Origin of the sequence: Cryobacterium sp. TMT4-31, assembly GCF_004403385.1 — a bacterium.
GTDB classification, from domain to species: Bacteria; Actinomycetota; Actinomycetes; order Actinomycetales; family Microbacteriaceae; genus Cryobacterium; species Cryobacterium zongtaii.
On the sequence record NZ_SOGI01000051.1, the window covers coordinates 1 to 24,318 of the forward strand.

The 24,318-nt window shown below is 65.2% G+C and carries 22 protein-coding genes, 1 tRNA gene and 2 pseudogenes; 12 read left to right on the forward strand and 13 right to left on the reverse strand.

The window, feature by feature from the left end:
* Positions 1-173: 173 nt before the first annotated feature.
* A complete protein-coding gene (locus tag E3T19_RS11675; RefSeq protein ID WP_088456981.1) occupies positions 174-1,061 on the reverse strand; it encodes a sulfurtransferase in 888 nt (295 codons plus the stop codon).
* Positions 1,062-1,132: 71 nt separating this feature from the next.
* On the opposite strand from E3T19_RS11675, the gene E3T19_RS11680 reads away from it, so the two are divergent.
* Positions 1,133-2,341 (forward strand): MFS transporter, encoded by a 1,209-nt coding sequence (locus E3T19_RS11680; RefSeq protein WP_088456982.1) that lies wholly within the window; start codon positions 1,133-1,135, stop codon positions 2,339-2,341.
* 68 nt (positions 2,342-2,409) lie between these two features.
* On the opposite strand, the gene E3T19_RS11685 is transcribed toward E3T19_RS11680, so the two are convergent.
* Positions 2,410-3,330 (reverse strand): SDR family oxidoreductase, encoded by a 921-nt coding sequence (locus E3T19_RS11685; RefSeq protein ID WP_134408884.1) that lies wholly within the window; start codon positions 3,328-3,330, stop codon positions 2,410-2,412.
* 124 nt (positions 3,331-3,454) lie between these two features.
* Here E3T19_RS11685 and E3T19_RS11690 point away from each other — a divergent pair, with 124 nt between their 5' ends.
* Positions 3,455-4,273 carry an aldo/keto reductase gene (locus tag E3T19_RS11690; protein WP_174776716.1) on the forward strand — a complete coding sequence of 273 codons (819 nt, stop codon included), beginning with the start codon at positions 3,455-3,457 and terminating at the stop codon, positions 4,271-4,273.
* 72 nt (positions 4,274-4,345) lie between these two features.
* Here E3T19_RS11690 and E3T19_RS11695 read toward each other — a convergent pair whose 3' ends face one another.
* Genes E3T19_RS11695 through E3T19_RS11705 form a run of 3 tightly spaced genes read right to left on the reverse strand, consistent with a single transcriptional unit; the run spans position 4,346 to position 6,487 of the window.
* A complete protein-coding gene (locus E3T19_RS11695) occupies positions 4,346-5,332 on the reverse strand; it encodes an aldo/keto reductase (protein WP_134408885.1) in 987 nt (328 codons plus the stop codon).
* Positions 5,333-5,378: 46 nt separating this feature from the next.
* Complete coding sequence (locus E3T19_RS11700) at positions 5,379-6,251, reverse strand: alpha/beta fold hydrolase (RefSeq protein ID WP_198418788.1); 873 nt, start codon at positions 6,249-6,251, stop codon at positions 5,379-5,381.
* 23 nt (positions 6,252-6,274) lie between these two features.
* The gene (locus tag E3T19_RS11705; protein ID WP_134408886.1) at positions 6,275-6,487 is read right to left on the reverse strand and encodes a hypothetical protein; all 213 of its coding nucleotides are present in this window, start codon (positions 6,485-6,487) and stop codon (positions 6,275-6,277) included.
* Between the two features lie 163 nt (positions 6,488-6,650).
* Here E3T19_RS11705 and E3T19_RS11710 point away from each other — a divergent pair, with 163 nt between their 5' ends.
* The 3 genes from E3T19_RS11710 (at position 6,651) to E3T19_RS11720 (ending at position 10,399) form a co-directional block, all read left to right on the forward strand.
* Complete coding sequence (locus tag E3T19_RS11710; RefSeq protein ID WP_166788862.1) at positions 6,651-7,595, forward strand: DUF4349 domain-containing protein; 945 nt, start codon at positions 6,651-6,653, stop codon at positions 7,593-7,595.
* Between the two features lie 10 nt (positions 7,596-7,605).
* Positions 7,606-8,796 (forward strand): acyl-CoA dehydrogenase family protein, encoded by a 1,191-nt coding sequence (locus E3T19_RS11715; RefSeq protein ID WP_134408888.1) that lies wholly within the window; start codon positions 7,606-7,608, stop codon positions 8,794-8,796.
* A gap of 67 nt (positions 8,797-8,863) precedes the next feature.
* Positions 8,864-10,399, forward strand: a complete 1,536-nt coding sequence (locus E3T19_RS11720) for a threonine/serine exporter ThrE family protein (RefSeq protein WP_166788863.1) — start codon at positions 8,864-8,866, stop codon at positions 10,397-10,399.
* Between the two features lie 57 nt (positions 10,400-10,456).
* Here the strand turns inward: E3T19_RS11720 and E3T19_RS11725 are convergent, their stop codons facing one another.
* Positions 10,457-10,702 (reverse strand): hypothetical protein, encoded by a 246-nt coding sequence (locus E3T19_RS11725; protein WP_088456990.1) that lies wholly within the window; start codon positions 10,700-10,702, stop codon positions 10,457-10,459.
* Positions 10,703-11,129: 427 nt separating this feature from the next.
* A complete protein-coding gene (locus E3T19_RS11730; RefSeq protein ID WP_103461831.1) occupies positions 11,130-12,266 on the reverse strand; it encodes a hypothetical protein in 1,137 nt (378 codons plus the stop codon).
* A gap of 193 nt (positions 12,267-12,459) precedes the next feature.
* Between E3T19_RS11730 and E3T19_RS11735 the strand changes: the two genes are divergently transcribed.
* Both E3T19_RS11735 and E3T19_RS11740 read left to right on the forward strand, forming a co-directional pair.
* A complete protein-coding gene (locus E3T19_RS11735; RefSeq protein ID WP_134408889.1) occupies positions 12,460-12,663 on the forward strand; it encodes a hypothetical protein in 204 nt (67 codons plus the stop codon).
* The gene (locus E3T19_RS11740) at positions 12,648-13,652 is read left to right on the forward strand and encodes a hypothetical protein (protein ID WP_134408890.1); all 1,005 of its coding nucleotides are present in this window, start codon (positions 12,648-12,650) and stop codon (positions 13,650-13,652) included. Before E3T19_RS11735 ends, E3T19_RS11740 begins: the two co-directional genes overlap by 16 nt.
* Here E3T19_RS11740 and E3T19_RS19025 read toward each other — a convergent pair.
* From E3T19_RS19025 to E3T19_RS11770, 4 genes are all read right to left on the reverse strand, one after another.
* The gene (locus E3T19_RS19025) at positions 13,649-14,428 is read right to left on the reverse strand and encodes a hypothetical protein (RefSeq protein WP_166788864.1); all 780 of its coding nucleotides are present in this window, start codon (positions 14,426-14,428) and stop codon (positions 13,649-13,651) included. The genes E3T19_RS11740 and E3T19_RS19025 overlap by 4 nt on opposite strands.
* A gap of 120 nt (positions 14,429-14,548) precedes the next feature.
* Positions 14,549-14,962: an ankyrin repeat domain-containing protein gene (locus E3T19_RS11755; RefSeq protein WP_103478576.1), complete on the reverse strand. Its 414-nt coding sequence runs from the start codon at positions 14,960-14,962 to the stop codon at positions 14,549-14,551.
* 362 nt (positions 14,963-15,324) lie between these two features.
* Entirely contained in the window at positions 15,325-16,662 is a 1,338-nt protein-coding gene (locus E3T19_RS11765; protein WP_134408892.1) for a PIN domain-containing protein, read from the reverse strand.
* A gap of 102 nt (positions 16,663-16,764) precedes the next feature.
* Positions 16,765-16,992, reverse strand: a complete 228-nt coding sequence (locus tag E3T19_RS11770) for a hypothetical protein (protein WP_134408893.1) — start codon at positions 16,990-16,992, stop codon at positions 16,765-16,767.
* Between the two features lie 373 nt (positions 16,993-17,365).
* Between E3T19_RS11770 and E3T19_RS11775 the strand changes: the two genes are divergently transcribed.
* From E3T19_RS11775 to E3T19_RS11795, 5 genes and pseudogenes are all read left to right on the forward strand, one after another.
* Positions 17,366-18,841: a HEPN domain-containing protein gene (locus E3T19_RS11775; protein WP_134408894.1), complete on the forward strand. Its 1,476-nt coding sequence runs from the start codon at positions 17,366-17,368 to the stop codon at positions 18,839-18,841.
* 103 nt (positions 18,842-18,944) lie between these two features.
* Positions 18,945-19,775 carry a DUF4238 domain-containing protein gene (locus tag E3T19_RS11780; RefSeq protein ID WP_166788865.1) on the forward strand — a complete coding sequence of 277 codons (831 nt, stop codon included), beginning with the start codon at positions 18,945-18,947 and terminating at the stop codon, positions 19,773-19,775.
* A gap of 226 nt (positions 19,776-20,001) precedes the next feature.
* The gene (locus E3T19_RS11785; RefSeq protein ID WP_134408896.1) at positions 20,002-22,170 is read left to right on the forward strand and encodes an AAA family ATPase; all 2,169 of its coding nucleotides are present in this window, start codon (positions 20,002-20,004) and stop codon (positions 22,168-22,170) included.
* 255 nt (positions 22,171-22,425) lie between these two features.
* A pseudogene (locus E3T19_RS11790) lies at positions 22,426-22,956 on the forward strand (recombinase family protein); the annotation flags it as partial.
* A gap of 158 nt (positions 22,957-23,114) precedes the next feature.
* On the forward strand, positions 23,115-23,711 hold the full coding sequence (locus tag E3T19_RS11795; protein WP_134408898.1) for a site-specific integrase: 597 nt from the start codon (positions 23,115-23,117) through the stop codon (positions 23,709-23,711).
* Positions 23,712-23,738: 27 nt separating this feature from the next.
* Here E3T19_RS11795 and E3T19_RS11800 read toward each other — a convergent pair.
* Positions 23,739-23,814 (reverse strand) — tRNA-Ala (locus tag E3T19_RS11800).
* A 46-nt stretch (positions 23,815-23,860) separates the two neighbouring features.
* Positions 23,861-24,318, reverse strand: a pseudogene (locus E3T19_RS19030) (hypothetical protein); the annotation flags it as partial.

The window sequence follows — 24,318 nt, forward strand, 5'->3', positions numbered from 1 at the left end:
AGCCCTCGCGGCACGCGCCAGCCCTCGCGGCACGCGCCAGCCCTCGCGGCACGCGCCAGCCCTCGCGGCACGCGCCAGCCCCGGCGGCACGCGGTGTAACACGTGCCGCCGGAGGTACTGCGGGCCGCCAGGACCAAACCGGGCCGCGACGCTGCCGAACCGGCGAGAGGGATCTACCCGCGGGCGGATGTCCCGCCGGGCGCGTCCCCGGTCGCAACCGGCCGGCCGGGCAGGTTCGACCACTGCGACCAGGAGCCGGGGTAGAGCGCCGGAGTGAACCCGGCGAGGGTGAGCGCCACCGCCTGGTGCGCGGCCGTCACGCCGGAGCCGCAGTACACGCCCACGTCGTAGCCGGGCGTCTCCGGTCCACCGCCAGCCTCCCGGCCGGGCACCCCGAGCGCCTCGAACCGGGCCCGCAGCTCCGCCGCCGGCAGGAACCGCCCCTCAGCATCCAGGTTGCCGCCCGTCGGAGCGCTCACCGCGCCCGGGATGTGGCCGGCGCGCGGGTCGATCGGTTCGATGTCGCCCCGGTAGCGTTCGGCGGCCCGTGCGTCCAGCAGCACGCCGTCCTGCGCGAGCGCGGCCGCGGCATCGGCGTCGAGCACAGGCAGGGCGCCGAGGGTCAGTGTCACCGAACCGGCCGGCACCGGCTCCTCCCCCGCCACCACCGGTAGCCCGGCGGCGCGCCAGGCGGCCAGGCCGCCGTCGAGCAGACGCACGTCACGCACCCCGGCGTGGCGCAGCAGCCACCAGGCGCGGGCGGCCGACATGTTGCCCAGGTCGTCGTACACCACGACGGTGTCGCCGTCATTCAGACCCCAGCCGCGCGCGGCGGCCTGCAGGTCGGCCGGTGCGGGCAGCGGATGCCGGCCGTCGGCCGGCTCGCCGTGTCCCGCCAATTCGGAGTCCAGGTCCACATACACGGCGCCGGGCAGGTGCCCACGGCGGAACTCGGCACGGCCTGGAGGGCCGCCGAGCTTCCACCGCACGTCGAGGATACGTGGAGCCGGGCCGACGACGAGGAACGCGGCCAGATCGGCCGCCGAAATCAATGTGTGCACCCGTTCACGTTAGCCGGGCGGATAACCCCCGCTGCGCTGGGAAGCTCGCCTCGGCCATAGACTAGACGGTTGTGAGCAGCTACTGGACCCTTCTGAAAACCCCCGGCGTGGCCCGACTCATCGCAGCCCAGCTCACCGCCCGATTCCCGTTCGGGATGCTCTCGCTGGCGTTCCTCATCCACATCGAAAAACTCTTCGACTCCTACGCCGCCGCCGGCCTGGTTCTGGCCGCCATGAGCATCGGCCAGGGCATCGCCGGCCCGCTCACGTCCCGGCTGATGGGCCGCCTGGGCATGCGCCCGGTCCTGATCACCACCATGGTGATCTGCACCGCCGCGATCGTCACGATGGCCCTGGTGCCACTGCCCGTGGTGGGGCTGATGATCGTCGGCTTCATCGCCGGGCTGTCGATGCCACCCATCCAGCCCGCCGTGCGCACCATTTACCCCAAGGTGGTCAACTCCCGCCAGCTCACGCCGCTGTTCTCCCTGGATGCTTCCGCGCAGGAGATCATCTGGGTGCTCGGCCCCGTCATCGCCACCTTCGTGTCCATCCAGGTCAGCAGCACAGCGGGCATCCTGCTGGCCGCGTTCTTCCTCGTGGCCGGGGGCATCTGGTTCGTGGTCCTGCCCGAGGTCGGACGGGTGCGCATCCCCCGCAGCCGGCGCAAGCTCGGCGTTGTGCTCAAGAAGCCGGCGGTGCTGCTGAGCACCATCGTCGGCTTCATGCTCCTCGCGGCCTGCTCCGCCCTGGAGGCGGGGGTGGTGGCCGTCTTCGGCCACGGCAGCGCCAACGCCGGCTGGGTGCTCGGCATCTTCGCGATCGGGTCGCTCATCGGCGGTCTCGCCCTGGGCCACCTGCCGATCGGGCCGTGGGCGCTGGCATCGCGGATGCTCATCGTCACCTGCGGCCTGGCCCTGGCCAGCCTGTGGATGAACTTCTGGTGGCTCTCCGGGGCCCTCGTCCTGGCCGGCATCGGCATCGCGCCCGCGTTCGCGGTGCTGTTCGGCATCGTCTCGGCGAGCGTGAAGTTCAGCGACACCGCCGAGGCGTACGGCTGGATCGGCACCGGCCAGCTCATCGGCGCGGCACTCGGCTCGGCCCTGGCCGGGTTCGCGATCGACCACTCCGGGGCGGCTGCGGCCATCTACGTGGCCGCCGGGTTCGCGGCGCTGGGTACGATCATCCCCGCGCTCGGCCGCCGCTGGCACCCCGACCTGCGCGGACGCGACGCGAGCCCGATCCCCGACACCGAGCCGATCAGCATCCAGGTCTCCTGACCTCCCTCTCCCTCCCTCGCGAACTGTGATTTGAGCCCCTAAGGACTCGAGTTCCTGGGGCTTTTCTCTCAGTTCGCGAGGCTGAAACCGCCGTCGCTGGTGAGAACCTGGCCGACCAGCCAGCGGGCCTCCGTGGTGCACAACCACGCGATCAGGCGGGCGGGATCGGTGGGCTCGCCGAAACGGCCGAACGGGAGGGTGCGCAGGTACTCGAGCATGCCGTCCAGCGGCCGGTCGGTGGTCTCCGGATCGAGATAGCCGGTGTTCACCGGACCGGGATTGACGGTGTTGAGCAGGATGCCGCGGACCAGCAGCTCGCTGGCCACGGTGGGAGTGAGCCCGGCCAGAACCGCCTTGCTGGCCGCGTACGCGACCTCGCCCGGCATCGGCCCGTGGATCTGACCGGAGGTCAGCCAGATCACCCGCCCCGTGGCGAACTCGTCGATGGCGGCGGCGGCCGGATCGCCGCGTTCGCCGGGACGCCGCGGCGTCTGAGCCGCACCGACCGGGCCGGCCGCATCCGAGCCGGCCGCACCCGGGCGGGCCGTGAGGCCGAACTGCTCGGCGAAGGCACGGGTGAGCAGCAACGTGGAGCGAGCGTTGACCTGCCAGTGCCCATCGAGCATCGTGGCGGTCATATCGAAGATGGAGCCGTCGCCGCCGCTGCGGGCGTGGTTGGCCACGAGGATGTCGACCCGCCCGGTGAGGCCGACGGCCGCGCCCATGACCAGCGTCGCGGCATCCGGCTCGGCCAGGTCGGCGCTCACGTCACCGAACACGGCGCCCTCGGTCAGCGCCGAACGGATACCGGCCCGCACCGCGTCGAGGTCGTCACCGCCCCAGGGCTGCGCGTCGTCGTGCGGAGCGAAGTGTTGCACGAAGACGCTGGCGCCCAGCTCGGCCAGCCGCACCGCCACCGCGTAGCCGATGCCCTTGCGCCGCGACACCCCGGTCACGAGCGCCGTCCTACCGTGCAGTGCGGGTTCCATCTCCCGAGACTAGGCCCCGCCAGCCCGCGAGCCGTGAGTCAGCACCACGTTTCCGAGACTTTCGAGGCTCAGCTCACAATTCGCGAGGGGCGGGCCGGGCGGGCCACGGGGTTTAATGAAAGGCATGGACCACACGCTTCTGATGAACGACGGCCACACCATCCCCCAACTCGGGCTCGGGGTCTACAAGATCCCGGATGCCCTGGCGGCGGGCACCGTGCAGATCGCGTTGGAAGCGGGATACCGGCACGTCGACACCGCGGCGTTGTACGAGAACGAACGCGGCGTCGGCGAGGGACTGGCCCGCGCCGCCCTCCCCCGCGCCGAGGTCTTCGTCACCACCAAGGTCTGGAACGACCGGCACGGCTACGACGAGACGCTGCGCGCGTTCGATGAGAGCCTGGCCAAGCTCGGCCTGGACTACGTCGACCTGTACCTGATCCATTGGCCGGCGCCGCGGCAGGACCGCTACGTCGACGCCTACCGCGCCCTGGAGACGATCAAGGCCGACGGTCGCGCCCGCTCGATCGGGGTGTCGAACTTCCACACCCACCACCTGGACCGGTTGTTGGCCGAGACCGACATCGTGCCGGCCGTCAATCAGGTGGAGCTGCATCCGTGGCTGCAGCAGACCGAGGTACGCGCGTACAACGCCGCGCACGGCATCCTCACCGAGGACTGGTCGCCGTTGGCCCGCGGTCGCGCGATCGGCAACAACACCCTCGACGCCATCGGCGCCCGGCACGGCAAGTCCGCCGCGCAGGTGGTGCTGCGCTGGCACCTCGACCTCGGCGACGTGGTGATCCCCAAATCGGTGACCCCGTCGCGCATCCGCGAGAACCTCGACGTCTTCGATTTCACCCTGGATGCCGCCGACCACGCCGCCATCGCGGCCCTGGACGCGGGCGAACGCACCGGGAAAGACCCCGACGACCTCGGCTAAGCCCGCGAACTGTGAGAAAAGCACCCTCCCAGCGCGTGGGAAGGTGCTTAGCTCATAGTTCGCGGACGGGACCTACCAGCGCTCGTGGATGGACTCGCGCAGGAGGCGGTCGTAGATCGACTGCACGCCGACCATGAACTCGTCGGGCAGCTGCGGCACCGCGCCGGCGGCCGCGTTGCCCTGCGCCTGCGACACCGACCGGGCACCGGGGATCACCGAGGACACCCCGTCGATCTGCGCCACCCAGGCCAGCGCGGCCTGAGCGGGCGTGAGGCCCTCCGGCACCAGCGCGGCGAACTCGGTCGCGGCGATCAGGCCGGTCTCGTAGTCGACGCCGGAGAAGGTCTCGCCCACGTCGAATGCGCTGCCGTCGCGGTTGTAATTGCGGTGGTCGTTCTCGGCGAAGGTGGTCTCCCGGGTGTACTTGCCGGTGAGCAGCCCGCTGGCCAGCGGCACCCGGGCGATGATGCCCACCCCGGCGGCGCGGGCGGCCGGCACAACCTCGTCGAGAGGCTTGAGCCTGAACGCGTTGAGGATGATCTGCACGGTGGCGATGCCGGGCCGGGCGATGGCTGCGAGCGCCTGCTCGCAGGTTTCCACGCTCACGCCGTAGTTGGCGATCACGCCCTCGTCGACGAGGGTGTCCAGTGCGTCGAAAACCTCGCCGGATTCGACGACCGCGCTCGGCGGGCAGTGCAGCTGCACCAGGTCGAGGGTCTCGGTGCCGAGGTTTCGGCGGGACCGCTCGGTCCACTCGCGGAAGTTCGCGAGCACGTAGTTCTCCGGCAGCTGCTCGGCCCGACGGCCCATCTTGGTGGCCACGGTGATGTCAACGCCGGGGGCGCCGTGCTCGAGGAAGTGCCCGATGATCTGCTCGCTCCGCCCGTCGCCATAGACGTCCGCGGTGTCGAAGAAGGTGACGCCGGCCTCAACGGAGGCGGCGAGCACGGCGGTGGCGTCGGCCTCGGTGACGTCGCCCCAGTCGGCACCCAGCTGCCAGGTGCCCAGTCCGATGACGGAGACGGTACGGCCGGTTCTGCCCAGTGTTCGTGTATCCATATGTCAAGCCTAACCACGCGCTTCGGCGTTGCCGGGAGGCCGCAGGTCAGCGCGTCACTCTGGTTGCTGCCGGTTCCGCCGCGGGTGCACCGAAACCGTCGATCACCCTCACCAGCACCTTCGCGATGCGGCGGCGCACGATGTGATCGTTGGCCTCCACGCGGTGGGTGGTGACGTGCCGCATCCGCTCCACCACCCGCAGGCTGCCCGGCGCCACGAAGGCGTCCAGCGCTCCGTAGATCAGGTCGACGGGGATGCGCAGGCCGGCGATGTCGCTCACCATGGTCTGCGATTCGATGCAGTGCTCCAGCGACTTCACGAACGGGGTCCAGGTGTCCTCGGTGAGTTCCAGGATGCCCTTGGGCAGCAGCCGGCCGAGCACCGCCGCGTTGGCGAGGGTGAAGTCCTTGTTCGACCGCAGGAACTCGTAGGCCCGGAGGTACGCGGTGACCCTGGCGCGCACCCACGGGTCGCCGATGTCGGCGGGCGAGAGATAAATCGGCGGCCCGACGAGCACCAGGCGGGAGACCCGCAGGCCTGGTCGGGTGTACCAGCGGTGCTCGGCGGCGTACCGGGTGGCGATCAAGCTGCCGAGCGAATGCCCGACCAGCACGAAGGGCTCCCGCAGGTTCAGCGCCCGGATGGTCTCGGCGAGCGCCGCGACATGGTCGTCGAGGGTGTACTCGCAGTCCGGGGGCGCCGGCGAGGCGCCGTGGCCGAGGATGTCCACGGCGATGACCCGGTGCCCGGGGGCCAGCATCGGCACGACTTTGCGGAAGGTCACCGCGGTGGACGCGATGCCGTGCACCAGGATCACGACGGGTCCGCTGCCGGTGTCCGTCTGGATGAACAGGTGCGGAGCGCGGCGCCGACGGAGTGCATCCGTCAGCGCCGCCCAGCGTCCGCGGCCCGCGGCCACGGCGCCGCCCCCGGCGGCCGCGGCTAGCGCAGGCCTTCCTTGTAGTCGTTCTTGGCCTTGGTGGAGTCCCGCTCGGCCTCGGCGTGCTTGACCTCGGCCTCGGCCTTCTTCACCTCGGCGTCGGCCTTGGCTTCGTCGAGCTTGTCTGAGACGCGCTCCTTGGTGTCTTCCGCCGCGCGTCCGATCTTCTGGCCGGTGGCCGCGAGGGCGTCTTTGGCGGCGTCTGCGAATCCCATGGTTCCTCCTAGAGCGAGAACTGAACAGTCTTTTCGTACAACGGCGCCGCAGAAATCGGCGCCACTTCGAGCGTACGACGCGGCCCAAGGTCGAGACTCGATTGTGATCCGACTCCCAGAAACCATCCAGATAGCGGATACGGCCCGACCCTACAGTTGGCCCATGAGCAACAGCACGAAGACCCAGGGTGTGGCGCAGGGCGTCCAGGCACGGCGGCCCCGCCGCCTGAGAACATGGGTCGGCGTGACCGGCGGCCTGGCCATCATCGGGCTGCTCCTGACCGGCTGCACCTCCCTCGGTTCGCAGAGTGCCAGCGACTCCGGCTACCGCTCCGAGTCGATGGATTCCGGCACCGTGCCCGGCCAACTGCCCGCGCCGGGCGAGGTCGTCGCAGGGGATGTCGTGGAGGATGCCGCGGGCGAGGCCACCACCGCCGATCGCTCGGTGATCACGACGGGATCGGTGTCACTCACCGTGGCCGACCCGATCCGGTCGGCCGAGAACGCCGCGATGATTGTCGAAGAGGCCGGCGGCCGCGTCGACAGCCGCACCGAAACCCCCGAAACGGAGAACCAGTCCGCCAGCGCGAACCTGTCGCTGCGCATCCCCGTCGGCGACCTCGACCGCACCCTCGACGCGCTCCGGGCCCTCGGCACCGTGAACTACGTGTCCCTGAATTCCTCCGACGTCACTCAACAGAGCCAGGATCTGGACGCCCGGATCACGGCGCTGCGCACCTCCGTCGACAGGCTGCTGGCCCTCATGTCGCAGGCGACGACCACCACCGACCTGATCGCCATCGAGAGCGAACTCTCATCCCGCCAGGCCGAGCTGGAGGGCATGCAGTCCCAGCGCGACTACCTCACCGACCAGATCGAGTACTCCACCATCGGCCTCGAGCTGTACTCCACCGGCACCGTCGCCCCCGGCGCCCCCGATAATTTCTGGACCGGCGTCGTGGCCGGCTGGAACACCCTGGTGACGGCGCTCGGCGCCCTCCTCGTCGGCGTCGGATTCGCCCTGCCCTGGCTCGCCATCCTGGCGGTGGCCGGCGGGATCGTCTTTCTCATCGTGCGTCTGGCCACGCGAAAGGAAAAGGCTACGTAGGCTTGCAGGTGTGACCGAATCTTCCCGCCCCGCACCGACCTCCCCCGCCTCCGGCGCGGTGCTCGACGACGCCCTACTCGGCCGCATCCGCTCCCGTGCCGCAGCGCACGACGCCGCCAACACCTTCCCGTTCGACGACGTCGCCGAACTCGCCGCCGCCGGCTACCTGCGTGCCCTGGTGCCCACCCGCTTCGGCGGCCTGGGCCTCACCCTGCCGCAGCTGGCTGCCGAGCAGTCCCGGCTGGCCGCGCACGCCCCGGCCACCGCCCTCGCGGTGAACATGCACCTGGTCTGGACCGGTGTCGCCAAGGCCATGCACGACAGGGGCGACACCGCCCTCGAGTTCGTCCTCATCGAGGCCGCGCAGGGCGCGATCTTCGGCTTCGGGGTCAGCGAACCCGGCAACGACCTGGTGCTGTTCGGCTCGTCGACGGCTGCCGCACCGCAGCAAGGCGGTGGCTACAGGTTCACCGGCACCAAAATCTTCACCTCCCTCTCCCCGGTCTGGACCCAGCTGGGCACCATGGGCCTGGACAGCTCCGATCCGGCCCGGCCGCTGATCGTGTGGGCGTTCCTCGACCGCGCCGACCCCGGCATCACCCGGAAGGACGACTGGGACACCCTCGGCATGCGCGGCAGCCAGAGCCAGACCACCCTGCTGGACGGGGCTTCCGCCCCTGCCGACCGGGTGGTGCGCACCCTCCCGCCCGGACCGGTCAACGACCCGCTGATTTTCGGTATCTTCGCCACCTTCGAGATTCTGCTCTCGAGCGTGTACACCGGCATCGCCCAGCGGGCGCTGGAACTCGGGGTTGCGGCAGTGAAACGGCGCCGCTCGGCCAAGAACAACAGTCGACCTCTCGCGCAGGATCCGGACATCCGTCGCCGTATCGCCGAGGCGGCCCTGCTGCTGGATGCCGTATACCCCCAGATTCAGACGCTGGCCCGCGACGTCGACACCCTCGTCGACCACGGCCCGTTCTGGTTCGCCAGGCTCGCCGGCCTCAAGCACCGCAGTGTGGAGAGCGCCAAGGAGGTCGTGGACCTGATGCTGCGGGTGAACGGCGGCGCCAGCTACTTCACCGGCGACGAACTCGGCCGGCTGTACCGCGACGTGCTGGCCGGGCTGTTCCACCCCTCGACCGCTGATTCCGCCCACGCCACCGTCGCCACCGCCTGGCTCGGCCCGCTCGATGACTGAGCAGCCGCGCACATTCCCTCCCCGCATCACCGATCCTCGAAGTGTTGAAGTTGTCCAGTTGACTGCCGTGCCCCCCTCCTCTCTCCCCACGAACACCAAACCGGTGCCCGTCGCCGCGACGACCGCACCCATCCCCAAGCAGCCCTACCGGGCGCCGCACCCCACCACCCCGCGCCCGGTCACCACCAGCATCCCGATCCTGCGCGCCGATGCCACGGGCATCGCCGCCGTGCGCGCCTACGAGGATGCGCCGAGCACCTCCACCGTCGCGGTCCCGGTCATCGACATCGCCGCGTACACCCGGTCGGTGCTTGACCTCACCATGCGGCTGGCCGAGGTGATCTTCGCGTCCGGCGCCGGAGCGGAAGACGCCACGGCGGCCATGCTCGCGCTGACTCGCGCCTACGGGCTGCGCGGCACCGAGGCGAACATCACCCACACGATCATCACGCTCACCCACGAAGACCAGTCCACCCACGAATCCATCTCCCGCAGCCGGGACGTCAAGTACCGCACCCTCAACTACGCCAAGCTCACCGCCACGTCGGAGCTCATCGCCGACCTGATCGAAGAGCCCACGGATGTTCCGGAGGCCCGCAAACGCCTGGCCACGATCGTCTCGTCGAAGCCGCAGGTGACGCTGCTGTACCGTCGGATCGGCTGGAGCCTCGTCGGCGCCGGCGCCGCCGCGCTCTTCGGTGGCAGCCCGGTCGTGATCATTGCCGCGTTCGTCGCCGGATTCGTGATCGACTTCCTCACCACCGCGCTCGACAAACGGCGGGTGCCGTTGTTCTACCAAACCGTCGTCGGCGGGGCCATCGGTCCGATCTTCGCCGCAATCGTGCCCCTGATCGATCCCGGCGCCAGTCCGTCCCTCGTCGTGGTCGCCACCATCATCATGCTCCTGGCCGGGGTGACCACCTTCGGCGCGGTGCACGACACCCTGTCGGGGTTCTACCTCACCGGCACGGCGCGGCTCATCGAGGCCCTCCTCATCACCGGTGGTCTGGTCGCCGGTGTGGCCGGCTCCTCGCTGGTCCTGGCCCGGTTCGGCCTCGACCTGGGGATCAGCGCGGATGTGCCCGCCTCCCTGGGTGTCGTGGCAATCCAGTTGGTCGCCGCGGTGGTCATCGTGGCGGGCTTCGCCCTGGGTACCCAGGTGCCGTGGCGGGCGTTCTGGGTCGTCTGCCTGCTCGGCGCCGTGGCCGAGGCGGTTTACCTGGCCGCCAGCAATGCCGGGTTCGGCCTGGTCTGGTCCTCCGGCGCGGCGGCGATGGGTGCCGGGCTCCTGGCGGCCGTCGGGGCACGCCTCGTGCGCACCCCTCCCCTGGTGATCGTCGTCTGCGCCCTGGTTCCCCTGGTGCCTGGCCTGGCGTTGTTCCGCGGGCTGCTGCAGATGGCCGACGGCGATATCAACGGGCTGCTCAACCTGCTCACCGCCGGTGCGATCGCGGTCGCCCTGGCGGCCAGCGCCATCCTGGCTCAGCTGATCGTGCAGTACGTGTGGGGCCCCGGCCGCAGCCTGCAACGTCGTTTCGTGGGTCCGCTGATGGCACTGCCCGTGCGGCTGAGCCGCAGCTCCAAGCCGGGCGCCCGCATCTAGCCGTGCACACCGGCGGCAGCGCTTCCCGCGCTGCCCCCGGTGTGCAGGTCCGACCGGCTAGTTGGGCACATCCCCCACCGCGGTCTCATCAGACACGTCTTCGTCGACGAATCGGTACGGGATGGGTTCCTCGGTCTCCCGGCCCTTGCGGTAGGTGCGGGTGATTGTCTGGCCGTTTTCGACGGCTTCGAGCACCACCACGTCCTGGTATTCCCCGTTGGCGAAATGCAGTTCAATCTCGGTGCCGGACCCGATCACGTTCGGACCGAATAGCACTGCTTTGTACGTTTCCTGTGCGCTCATGATCTCCCGGCTCTCCGTACGACTTCTCGTCCCAGCGACGAGGAGCCTCATCGCAGACAGCCTACGTCGACGCCCTCCAAAGGCACAGGCCCCGCAGGGGCCCCCAATCGGGCCGCGTCGGGGGCGGCGTTCAGGCACGCCCTCGTCTCAAGATGCCCTTTGTGCCGAACCCGCGTAGGGTCAGATCATCCGTGCCGCCCAGGTTCAGGTCGAAGGAGTACACATGGCTGACAAATCACCCAAGAAGGATGCGACCAAGAAGGTCGCCGGCAAGTCCCTGAAGGAAAAGCGCGCCGACAAGCAGCTCAAGTCCGCTGAGACCGAAAAAGCCCGCAAGCGCTAATTCGTCTCCGGCCGGGCGCAACGCGCCCGGCGCACGAACCTCACCGGTGTCGCCTGCCTGCAGGCGGCACCGGTTTCGTGTGCGTCAGACCATGAAACGCACCCCCGCGGCGACAGCACCGCCGCCGGGCATGTCATCAGCCCGCACCGCGAAGATCTCCGCCCCCGACAGCAGCGCCCGCCGCAGGATCTCGTCGACGACACCGTAGGTGATGGCGTCGTCCTCCGCGCTCAGGGTGACCGCCCCGGTTTCCTCGTCGACCAGCCCCGGCACGCTCTGGTCGATGTCCACGAACAGAGTGTCGACCGCGCCGTAGGTAGCGGCTCGCGCCACGTCGCTGAGGTCGGTGACGGCCCGGCCGTGCGCGGCCCGGCGGGCCATGCGGTCCTTGAGTCCGTCCAGCTCCGCCGCGTAGAGCTCGTCCAGGATGCCGCGCGCCGCCCGCCCCAGCTCCTCGTCCGGGGTCTCTTCGGGGTTGCCGGGGATGATCGCCTCGGTGAGGTTGGGGTAGCTGTTCACCGAGCGGTAGATGCCGGCCAGGGGTTCGGCGGCGGCGAGGATCAATGGCAGGTCCACGCCGCTGAGCACCGGCCGCAGCGCCCGGTCGATCGCCCGCGCGTATTGGCGCATCCGCACCTTCTGCCCTTCGGCGCCCTGGATGCGGCCGCCCATGATGTGGCTGTCCTGGGTGCGGCCGTTGATCGAGGGCAAGCCGACCGCGTCGGCGACATCGCTGGGCAGCCCGGGCACCGAAACCGCGTAGACCGGGCTTTCCGCGCTGATCTCCAGCAACCGCACGGAGTTCTGCGCGAGGGCGAGCACAAAAGCGGCCTGCGGGAACGTGACCGCGCGTAGCAGCGGCTTGAGGTAGAACCGGTCCGAGACCTCCAGCGCCCCGCCGAGCCGGTTTGGCAGCCGGAAGGTCCGCACGCTGTCCGGGGTGGCGAAGATCGCCAGGCTGTACGACAGTGACCGCCAGAAATCCGAGTCCTGGATGAGGTCGTCGAGGGTTTCCTGCAGTTCCTCGATGGGTCCCTTGTCGGTGCCGGCATCGCGCAGCTGTTGCACGGCCTCCGTCAGCCGGTTTTTCAGCTCCATCCTGGCCTTTTCGGACTCCTGGGGCAGCGGGCTGGTGCTGAGGTAGATCGAGACGCACGGATGTTTGCGCACCGTTGCGAGGGTGTCGACGTCGTCTCGGGTGGGTATGTCGGTGTGCAGCACGAATGGGCTCCTTTGATCCGGGTGCCCACGTGCCGCCCCCGCTCGACCGTGAGCCTCTTCTCCGGCCACTCTAACCACTCGGTTGACTTCCCATAAGGGTGTCAGCGGACTGCGATCGCTGGCGATACCGTTGACTCGCGCGCATGATCAAGGGGACTCCATCCGCACTCGAAATCGCACCACACTCACAACCATGGTCGCCCTGGTGGCGCTGGCAGCCGTTGGCCTCACCGGATGCTCCATCCAGGGAAACGCTGCCGAGAGATGGCTCAGCAAAAGCCAGATCGTCGAGTCCTCGGACATCTCCCTGACCGGATGCTCCGCGATGTGTGATCCGGAGGTCGAGGGGACCATCCGCGATTCCGCCAGACGTCCCAGCTGGTGGACCTGGCCCTGACCGCATTCGATGACGACCGGGTGTCCACCACCTACGTCAATCGGTCGTTCGCCACCCTGTACGGATCGAAGGCCGACGTCACGACGCTGTTCGAGGAGTACGCGGGCACCCCGGATCGTCCGCTCACCCTCCGCGCCGATGCCGGGGATGACGCTGACACGTCCTATTTCATGATCGACGAGGGATCAGAGCAGTGCGACAACTCGGCTGCGCTGCTCGCCGAATTCGACAGGCTCCTGCCGGATCCCTTTATCACCTCGATCCGACTGGGACTGTGCACGAAACTGCAGGTGCTGGTCACCGACGACACGAGCATGGACGCGATGGTCGCCCGGATCCAGCAGCTGGCCTCCGATCCCCGGTACTCCGCGATCGAGTTCAGCGTCGAGACCGAGGACGGCTTGCCATACTCCGTCACCGCCGACACCCCTCAGCTGGATCCGCTGTTCGCCCTATTCGACGCCAGGGCCGGCGTGGCCTCCTACTCGGTGGCGGACAACGTCATCCTGGTCGGCGTCTCCGACCCCGCGCTGTTCCGCTCGATAGTGGCAACGATCGATGCCGAACCCCGACCCGGTTTCATCGAGGAGATCCGGGTCGGCCACGACTGGACATCCGTGTACCTCAACGGTGACGGCACGGTGGACGCTCAGATCAGTACAGCGGAAGCGATGTTCGCCGCCAACGCCACGCGAGCCGAAGACGACAAAATCTCGTTCAGTGCTGGGAGCGGCGGTATCCTGGGGTTCGGACCCGTGAACTACGACGAGGAAGCCGGGCGGCAGATCGTGGACGCGGTCATTGCCGGTGGCCTCTGGAAGACCTCGAGTACCCCGATCGAGGTCTTCGATCAGCCCGAGCTCTTCACGGTGACAGCCGCTGCCGGGTCGGATCGTTTCGAGCAGACGAGGTCCGATGAGACGCCGGAGACCATCCGTCTCCTGAAGGCACTGAACACGTACTGGGCGACCCAGACCGGCTCGTGCTAGCCTCCCGGTCCCTGGTTCTGCAGCGCAGCCACCGCGGCCTCGCCACGGATCAGGGCGAGCATCACGAGGATCTCGTCGACGAGTGCCGCTGTCACCCCCACCGTGACGATGCTGTGCGGGCCGAGCGACTCCAGGCCGTCGGCACGCACTCGGATCACCGCCCAGCCCACCTCCTCCAGAGCCGCGTCCTTCTCCCGGTCGGAGACCACTTTGAGGCCGCGGTGCGCGGTCTTGTCGCGGCCGGGTGAGTCGTACTCGATCGCGACCTTGACGGCGGGGATGATGATGTCCGGCCACACCTCCGGCTTGCCGTAGAAGGTGCGGTTGATCCGAATCGCGTTCACCCGGTGCGGCAGAGCGATGCGCTCACCCAGCAGCATCCGCAGCTTCTGTTCCGCCTGCGACGTGCGCGTCTTCAGCCCGGGCTTCATGAACGGCACGCCGCCCTCGTACCGGGCTGCCGGGGCCCGCGCATTCCGGGCGCACTTGGGGCAGCCAGGGCCGGTCAGGGTCTCCCGCACGCTGGCCTGGTACCGGGAGTGCCCGCGGCTGCAGATCCACTCGTAGCTTGCCCCGATGCGGGTTTCCCGCGCCAGGGCGGCCCGTCCGTTCGGGGCCACCCGGTGCAGCAGCTGGTCCCGGGAGCGCCGGGTCTCCGCGAGCAGCATGCACAGCGGGCACTGCCGCTGCAGGGTGACGCGCGCCTCGGCCGCATCCGCGCCGTGCCCGCAGTGGAACCGCACGGTGGTTCCCGCCGGTGTCGCTTCCTCATTCATCCCGTTGCCCGGCTTCCGCTCTCGTGTCGTTGACCGTCACGGTAGCAACGACGACCGACAGCGGCGGCGGCGCCTCCCCGGGCGAGGGGCGCGTTGAGTTGCGGGAGCGTGGTGGCCGAGTCAGGCGCCGGTGTGCGCTTCGATGACCGCGCGCATCCGCGGCAGTGCGAACTGGTCGGCGATCTGGATGCCCGAATGGCTGCCGAGATCCGGATCGGCGCCGGCTGTGAGCAGGTCGACGAGGATCGGCTCGTTGTTCCGGAACACGGCGCAGGCCAGGGCCGTCTGACCCATGCCGTTCACGATGGCGGTGTCGGCACCGCGGCGCAGCAGCTCCTGGACGGTCTCGCGGTGCTGCCCGTATGCGGCAACAATCAGCAGGCTGTCGCCGCGACCGTTGACGAGGTCCAGCGGCACGCCGGCGTCGAGCATCTCGCCCAGCGGGCCGGTGCGACCGTCCCTGGCGAGTTCGAAGACACCCTCGACGACGGCCGCGGGCGGCACTGTTGCCGGCTGGTCCTGCTGGGCTGTCATGGTCGTCTCCGGTCGTCTCAGACACAGGAACCGCCGGGCCGCTGCGGCTCGGCCGGTCCCGGCAGTGCCCAATTCTAACGGCGCGGCACACTGCCGCGGATGCTGACACCAACACAGAAGGACCGCAGCCCGGGGGCCGCGGTCCTTCTGTTTCAGTGGTGGAGCTAAGGAGATTCGAACTCCTGACCTTCTCATTGCGAACGAGATTGATCACTTTGAGAGCGCCAGTGAGGCTCTGGCGAACCAGGCAGAACCCCGAAAAGACCGAATTTCAGTGCTTTCACGTGTTGCTTCAAACTACCTCAATAACCTGCGTCCGCCGTCGCTTTCCCGTCTACGGGGACGATTCGGGGACGATTAATTCAATGGCGATCAGGAGAAGAGCGGCGGCTAAGAATGTCTTCGATTTTGTTCGCAGACAGCCGTGAAAGCCACGTCTCATGCACTCGGTTGAGTTCCGCGAGCTCGCTAAGAAGGCGCTTTCGCTCTAGCGGCTTGTTCGAGATTGAGGACTGGGTCTCCTGCTCATCTATGTATGCATTAAACAGTTCGTCGATTTTCTCCTGGATTGAAACAAGAGCCTCAGTAAGCTCAGCCTGCTTGCTTGCATCATCCGATGCTCGATACGCCTCTTCATACCTCTTCTTGGATTTTTCCATGATGCGGAGCTGTTCCTCGATACTTGCGATACGTGTGGCGCTGGCCACCGCCCCCATACGCGGCGAGTCGAGAAGACTAAGCCTCACCGTCGCTTGCCGGATCTGCGCCCGCACTCGCTCAGCCTCAAGTTGGGCGTCAACAATGTCGTGTTGGCGGTTCGCCTCCGACTGAACCGACAGGTTGTCCAACTCGTCGTAAGTCGACTGGCTGATTTTTGCATCGAGGTAATCGTGCGCACGCTGCAGGAATTGCTTTGGATCATAGAAGTGGACTTGACCGCCAGCGTCCTTCCTGAATTCTCGAACAAGTTCTGGCCGGGCCCCGATAGTTTTGCCTCTCTCACGGCGCCACCAGTCCTCCTTCAAATCCCCCGTGATGAAGATCAGGTCCTGTTTCGTGTCAGAAGCGAACTTAAGCATTTGTTTCCACAGCACGAGGTCGCCGTATCTGTCCGGCTCCGGTTTGTCCGAATCTTTGTATCCGGGAGGCACTTTCGCCGGATACCGTCTCGCTCCTTCCTCGTAAACCTGTTTCATGACGGTCTCATCGAACGGTTCGCCTACTCGGTCTTCAAACAGTTCGGTGACCATCGTGGCCGTCGCATCTTCGTCGATATTGCTCGGTACGCGGGGATGTGCACTTTTTGCAGCGGTCACCATACCGATCAACTCAGCCGACATTTCCTTGTGGCGAGTGACCAGGGCGGGGATGTCCATGGACTCGTTCTTGCTGTAAGCATTCATCTCTGCTTCGAGACTGCCCCGTGCGCTCTCCAGTTTCTTGACCAGCGCGTCGAAGGCCGAAAGCTGCTCATCAATTACCTGCAATCGGTTCTTATGGAATTCGAGAGCGACTTGATGGGGAATCCAGAGACGCTCTGACAGCAATCTGAGAACCGCGGCGAATTCGTTTCTTGAGGCTTCCGAGTATCGGTACAGGTCCAAGAGAACGTTCGTGTCGACGACAATCGCGCCGTTCTTCCACAGCTCTTCGAACTCTGCGGGTGTCGGCGGATAGTAGTGGGCCAGCGTTTTCCTCACAGCGCCCACATGCCGTACGAACGGCGCAGCCGGATATCCGGCTCGAGTTTGACACTCTCGATCGCGGGAAAGACCACTCCTAGAAGCCGCCTGACCACTTGCCTAGCTCTCCACTGGGAGTACCGCAGCGGCGGCCCGAGGCGACCCCTTCAGATCCATCAGCTGCTGGAGGCGATTCTGCTTGTCATGGAGATCGATTGAACCGCTTTCCGCCACCACGACATAGCAGCGGTCATCAAGCTTAGATACAGCCTCCCACCATCCATCCGGGGCAATAGGGTTCCCGTCAACCTCCCGGAGAACGAGATGATCATTGGAGATGATCTCCATGGCTTCGATACTGGGGCGCAGAGCTCCGGAGGGTTCTACAAAATCCCCATATCGACCCCACCCAAATTGTGCCAGCTCGGACAACATGGTGCCTGAGGCAGGAGTTGTCACCAGGAATAGCGGCAGGGCTTCTTCCCCGATGACAGTTAGAAGTTTCGCGTACATTTGGTCCCCCCAGATCGGCTGTTTAGGTTGTGCCAACTTGAATTATCCTTTGTCGTGACTCTGATACGAACCGATGCCGTGCACACCCTCGCAGAGGACCGCCGGACTCGTGCCGAGAGCCGCCGAAAGCGAGCGACACGAAGAGATCCGTCTGCGCTTCAAGCTAACCGCTCGACGAAGAGCGATTTGTTAGCAGCATGATTGGGGGATGAATGAACCGCTGCTCAATGAGCCCCGCACCTGGACCGGCCAGTGGTGGCTGCCGAACAATCCCGAGGACAAGGTTTCGGGCATTCTCACCTACGTCCCCCAAGAAGGACTACGACTGCGACTAATTGGCGGCTGGGACTACGCCATAACAACGCCTGGTGAGGATGGGTCGACATTACTAACGGGCAAGCTTCAGCGTTGGCCGGCGGTGTTCGGTATCGGTGACGGCAAGTACGTGACCCTCCTCGACGTCCAGGTCGCAAGCGCGAAGACGTTCAGCTTGGCGCGCACGCTCGGAGTACCGGACAACCTGGAGCTCGGTGCTGGCACGGCTCTCGTCGGCTGCCACGTTGATGATCCAGAGAAGCCAGTTTTCGTGGCGGGTATCGCCGCTGTGGAGAATATGACCAAGTGGTCCAGCCGATCAAGCATCGCAATGAAATTCCAGTTCGAGCCCGAAGCTGGTCAATCTAGCGGACAGATAGAGCTGACACGTCAGGCTCCTCTGGTGGCCGAGATGGGCACCCTGATCGTCAAGCTTCATCTCCTGGGGTGGCTGCCGTACGCCGAGGAAAGCAGAGCGGGTAGGACCGCGAGAGTCAAAGAACATGCCTCGATTGAATTCTCCTGCGCCGACCCGAAGCCACTCAGCTATTGGACCGAACTTGCAGCAAGCATCGCGGACCTGATCTCACTCTCAACCCTGAGTGCGTGCGGCCTAATCACTTTGCGCGTATTCCTACCGCCGACTCCCGAGAAGTTCCCCGAGGACCATCCGCAGCGCGATCAGCCACACGAAGTAGAGGTCTACCAGCCACAATTGGTGCCGGCCCAGCCGGATATGAAGGCGGAGGAGTCTCGAACCCTCCTACTCACGCTGGATGACCGAGCCTTCACCGATCTAGTCCCTCAATGGCTCAGCGTGCGGGACACCTTTGCCTCTGCGCGGAGCATGATTTTGGGTCTGCAATACGTCACTGGAGGTTATATCGAAACCCGCGTGGTCACGGCGGTTGGTGCAGCTGAAGCGATGCACAGAGCACTTAATCCCGAGCCCCCGATTCCCGTACAAGAGTTCAGGGAGCTCCGTAGATCACTGCTCGCGACGGTGCCACAGGAGAGAAAAGCCTGGCTGGCAGATCGTCTGACGGAACACTCGAATGTCCCGACTTTGAAGCAGCGACTCATCGAATTGGCAGGCCGGATCGGAGCACCTGGCGAGGCGCTGGTCGCGAGCCCCGAAATGTGGGCAAGGGCAGCAAAGGACGCGCGCAATGCGATCGCGCACGTCGGGTCCTCCGATCACGACATCGCCAAACTCCACGCGGTTGTGGAAGTGACCGCAGCAGTAGTCATCTTGAACTTGCTCTTCGAGCTTGAAGTTCCCGAAGATCGTCTAGTTCGTGCTGTCGCCGAAAACCCGACGCTCTCTCGTGCGGCAGTGCTGGCGCGAGAGTTTCTGAGCGGCGATTAATCTAATGAAGGCGATGGCGCCTGTGGCGACAGGTGTCTCTGCACTTCGCCAATGGACAGAGCCACCAGGCACAAATTCAGAAGGCCAAAACAAGGACGCAGCGATGACAAGCTACCCAAAACGCCACCACGTTGTCCCGCAGTTCTATCTACGAGGATTCGCTTTGGCAGAGCAGCTAACGGGTATCCACATCTACAACGGAAGACGTTTTTCGCCCGTCGTTGAAAGGGCAGCGAGTCAGAACCACTTCTATCGGCTTGCCGACGACTATCACAACGGTCCACTCGCCCTCGAGAGTGCGTTCAGCTCGGTCGAAACCGAAACCGCAACGATCTTCAGGCAAATTCTCGGCGGGGAATGGCCGCTACGCTTTCACGACCGGCGCAAGCTGTCGTTCTTCATCGGTGTCCAGCTTCTCAGGGGCCCTCGGTATCGCAGGGCATTGATGACAGCCGGCACAACTGGCACCCACACGGACGGATCCGCGATGACAGCCACTGAGATTCACGCGCGCCAGATAGCCACCCTTGCCGAGGAATGGATACCTCAGTTGGTGAATCGCCCGTGGGACTTGGTCCGATTCACCACACGCTCACTCATCACATCGGATTCGCCCGTCAGCTCAATCAAACCCGCCGATTTCGACCCCGAACGCTGGTCCGGCGCACCTTTCGACGTGGCGACGGAAGTACTTTTTCCGATCAGCCGGAAGCTCGGATTGCGAATGAGAGACAAAAACCTCGTCTCGAGCATCGACGGGCGGTTACGGGCGGAGCTAGGCCACTTCGATCGAATGGAACCCGGCACTGTCAACGTTGAGAAGCATTTCAACCGTTCGACTGCTGAGACCGCGACTGCATTCCTCTACCACCACCCGAATGACGCGAGATTCGTCCCATCGGAAGTTCCCAATTACACGACTCCACTTGCCTGATTAGATCGGGCACAGGTCAGGTTCCTGACGATATCGAGGTTCTGCCGTCTCTTAACGCATGGGTTATGAGGCACACAGGATACGAGGCACTCGGACAAACAAGGTGCAGCCCGCGCACTGCAATTCTCGTCAGCGGGCGTCGCCGAGGAGGCGTCGGGCCTCTTGGGGGGAGCCACCCAAGAAGGTGCTCGGCTAGTCTCAGTCCAAGATCAATGGGGGAAAAGCTATGAGGCTTTCGAGCGTCAAAATCAAGAACTTCCGTGCACACGTCTCTACGGAGCTAACGCTCTCGTCATTCGGGTGCCTCATCGGAGAAAACAACGCTGGCAAGTCATCGGTGCTGCACGCCCTCCACTTCGCCTTGAAGGGTTCTCCGCCCGGGAAGCTCGATGCCTCGGATTTCTACGATCCGTCCAAGCCCTTGAGCGTAGAAGTTCAATTCGACGTGGTGACAGAATCAGACCTCGCCCGTATAGCTGACGACGAACAACGCTCACGAGTCGCCGCGATGCTGGTCGAAGGTTCCCTCACTCTCGTTCGCATTGCTACGCCAGGTGAGAAAGTCGTCTTGCGGACGTTTGCTCAGGCACCGCGCGACCAGCGATGGTCAGAAGATGCCCTTAACGCTGTCATGATCGGGAAAAAGAACCCTGCCCTGCGTGCCGCGATTATTCAGCACCTTCCTGAAATGAATGCGCTCCTCCCTGAGAAGGCCACGATGGTCGATGCCCGCGCCAAGCTAGCCGACCTCATAACCCAGTTGCCCGCGGAAGAACTGGAACGACGGGTCGTTCCGCTTAAGACAGGTATCGATGCCGCGCTCAGGCCGATGTTGCCGGAAGTCATTTATATCGAAGCCGTCAAGGACGCGACCGCTGAAACCAAGACTTCAGAAACGGCTACCTTCGGGAAGCTGCTCAAAATCCTGCTCGATGCGGTCTCCGACGAGTTCCAGGACATCGAAAAATCCTTTCGATCCATTCATAAACGGCTGAGTCGGCACCTGGACGATAGCGGAGAGACGATCGACGCCAGACTCGATGAGGTCAAGCTCATTGAAAGCACGATTCAAGGCTTTGTGCGCGAAAGCTTTCCCGGTGTCGGTCTCGAAGTTAGAGTTCCAGCACCTGAGCTGCGTTCGATCCTGGGAAGTGCTGAGATCGACATTGACGACGGCCACCGTGGCTCTATAGCCAGCAAGGGAGACGGGCTGAAGCGCACAGTGGCCTTTGCGATCTTGAGGGCCTACACCGCGTTGAAAGACAGTGGGCTCCGCGAAGTTGATGAGAGCACGGCCGCGCGCGCAAGCTATTTGCTCCTGTTTGAGGAACCGGAGCTATATCTGCACCCTCGCGCTCAGCGCCAGCTGTTCGACACCTTGGTCAGATTTTCCACCGACCATCCGGTGCTCGTTACGACCCATTCTCCAGTTTTCTTGAACTCCAGCACCACAGCAACTTTCGCTCGTTTACGAAAGTCCCCTGCGGGAGTTGAAGTGGTGGATTTGGACCTACGGTCGAACATGTCCGAAAAAGACGCGCTTCAACTCATCTGTCACGAGAACAACGAAGCTGCGTTGTTTGCGCGCGCGATCGTGCTGGTTGAAGGTGACAGCGACGCCGTCGTGCTTCCCCATCTTGCGCAACTCCTGAATAAAGACTGGAATCACGTGGACCATGGAGTGGTCTTCGTCCGTACGGGTGGCAAATCCAGCATTCAGCGCTATCGAGATTTCTTCGGCCGTTTTGAAGTGCCGGTATTCGCCATTGGCGACTTGGACGTCCTACTCGACGGATTTACCAAAGTCTCGAAAGATCACCAAGCCGCCGTGATGCGACAGAGAATCCTTGAGGATGTCGAATGCCTGCTGGCATCCGAACCAGCACCTCTGTCCGGCAAAGCGGTGGATAGTTTCAAGCGTAAGGCCAGCGCCCGCGAGCTATGGGTCGAGGCGCAGAATGCCTTCGACGAGCTTGACGAATTCCCAGAGCGGGGAGACCTCCAGACTCTCGAAGGACTCCTGGGTCAACTATTCGACCTGTCGCGTGGCCGAGAGCGTTTAACGGTGTTGTCGAACAGCACAGGCGACATCGCGGTCGAAAAACGAAAACTCAATGTGCAGTTGCACGCCTCCGGGGCACATATTCTCGAACGCGGAGCCCTTGAGTCTTACTACGGTGTGCCATCTCTCGGACCAGACAAGGTTCTGGCCGCAGGTAGATTCCGAGAGGCCACAAAGACCCTTGACCAATTCCGAGCACGTCACGGGGCGGATGCAGACGGAGTCACCCAAGAGCTCAACTTGCTTTTCGCTGTCATCTTTGGGCACCTCTCCACTCCCGTGGTCGAACCTGCTGTCGCCGACTCGTTCTTGGAGGTGACTGGGCTTCGTTGAGCGGCTCAAGACAGCGTGCGTGGCCACGTCGCTGTCTCGAAACACTACGGGTGTCCAGATGCGCGACAAGTCACGTGGCACTAGTCACGTCAACAGGCGACTTCCTGCGTCTCGTATCCCAAGGGTTACGAGACGTCTCGCGCTCCCACTGCAAAGACCCCTTCAGTCTTAGCAGTTGTGTCTCGTAACTATGTCTTGTAACCGCGAAGTAAAATCGAAGTAGTCGAAGTCGGTTACGAGACACCTGGAGCGCGTGTGAAAAGCAAACTGATTGGATACGCGCGAGTGTCCACTAAACACCAGGACACGGAGCGCCAGGTCGCGGATTTGTTGGCAGCAGGTGTTCGCCCTGATGACCTCTACGTGGATCATGGGGCAGGCGGCGCCATGGCCATTCGCCCCGAGTTCACCCGAGCCATACTTGCCTTGCAACCGGGAGATCACCTGGTCGTCTCTACCTTGGATCGCCTGGGGCGCTCAACCGTGAATATGGTCTCGCTCATTGAGGACCTGCGCCAGCGCGGAGTGGCACTCCGAGTCTTGAGCCTTGGCGGGCAGCACGTTGACACCAGCACGCCCACGGGCAGCATGCTTTTCACGGTTATGGCCGCGCTCGCTCAGATGGAGCTAGACATCAAGAAGGAACGCATCAATGATTCTGTTTCAAAACGACGGGCGGCGGGCAGAGACCTCGGCGGGCGTTCACAGCGTTTCACTGAAAGTCAGATTCGCAGCGCGAAGCACCTAATAGAGGCTGGGCAACCAGCAGCCCAGGTCGCCAGAGATTCGCTCGGTTCAGGGGAACCCTCTCCTCCTTCTTCGCCTGGACGGTACGTGAGCGCATCCTCCGCGAGAATCCCGTCACCCAGGCCCACCTTCCGGGAGGCACGGGCGAGGACGTCGTCGATGAGATCCACCCGTTCAGCCTGAAGGAATTCAGGAGCGTGGTGAACGCCCTCGCCATCAAAGGCGATCGCTGGGCCGAACTTGCGCTAGTCCTTGGCCTCACCGGGCTGCGCTGGGGCGAGCTCATGGCCCTCAGATGTCGGGATGTGCAGGACGTCCCCTACCCCGCTGTTCGCGTCAGCCGATCAGCGCCAGACGGACAGGTGATTCGCTCGACAACCAAAGGTGGATCCGCACGCACCGTGCCACTCGTTGCGGAGCTTGTTCCCGTTCTCCGTGCCTGGATGGACGGCCGCGCTCCTGACGACCTGGTATTTGCCAACCCCGCAGGGAATCGAATCGGGGCCAAGAACTGGGGACGCAAAGTGGCGTGGGGAGAGCACTGCCTTGGACGCCGAATCCATGACCTGCGCCACACCGCCGCGACCGCATGGCTATCGAACGGAATTGATCCGAAAACGGTTCAGACCTGGCTCGGCCACGCCTCTGTGACGTTGACGGTGGACACCTACGCCCACTACATGGGAACCGACGCCGATATTGCTGCAATTGCCAAGATGAACCGAGCGCTCGGGGACGATTCGGGGACGAGTTCTAATCTGGCACAAAAAAATACTGGCCAGTCCGGGGATTAAAACCCGGCCTGACCAGCATCTATTCAGTGGTGGAGCTAAGGAGATTCGAACTCCTGACCTTCTCATTGCGAACGAGACGCGCTACCAACTGCGCCATAGCCCCAGACTGCGTATTTACAATATCACGCGAGTGCGGCGCCTTCGAACCGTCAGCCGACGGCGCGGCGGCGGCGGAGCACCGCGTCAAGGTCGGTCATGCCGGGTTCGGTGTCACCGATGATGCCCATCTTGGCGAACCGGCTCGGCGCCGCCTGCGGGGCGGTCTTGGCGGCGGGGGCGCCGCCACGGGCTACCACCGGGCGGGTGATCGGGGTGACCTCGGACGGGGCGATGGCCTCGGCCATGGCCAGCGCGCGACGCTGCAGTTCGGCTTCGGCGGCGGCCTGGCGCAGTTGGGCGGCGGCATCCACCGACGCCATCGCGGCCTGGGCGATCGAGCCCGGCGACAGGTGCAGGGGCTTGGGCAGCGGCCGCGGGGTCCACGGGCTGGGCTGGACGACGGGGGCCTCGTCGACGAAATGCACGGGCTCGAAACGCTGGCCGCGGGCGCCGGCGGGCGCGCGACGGCCGGCGGCAGCGGCGTCGGCATCCGCTGCAGCGCGCGGGG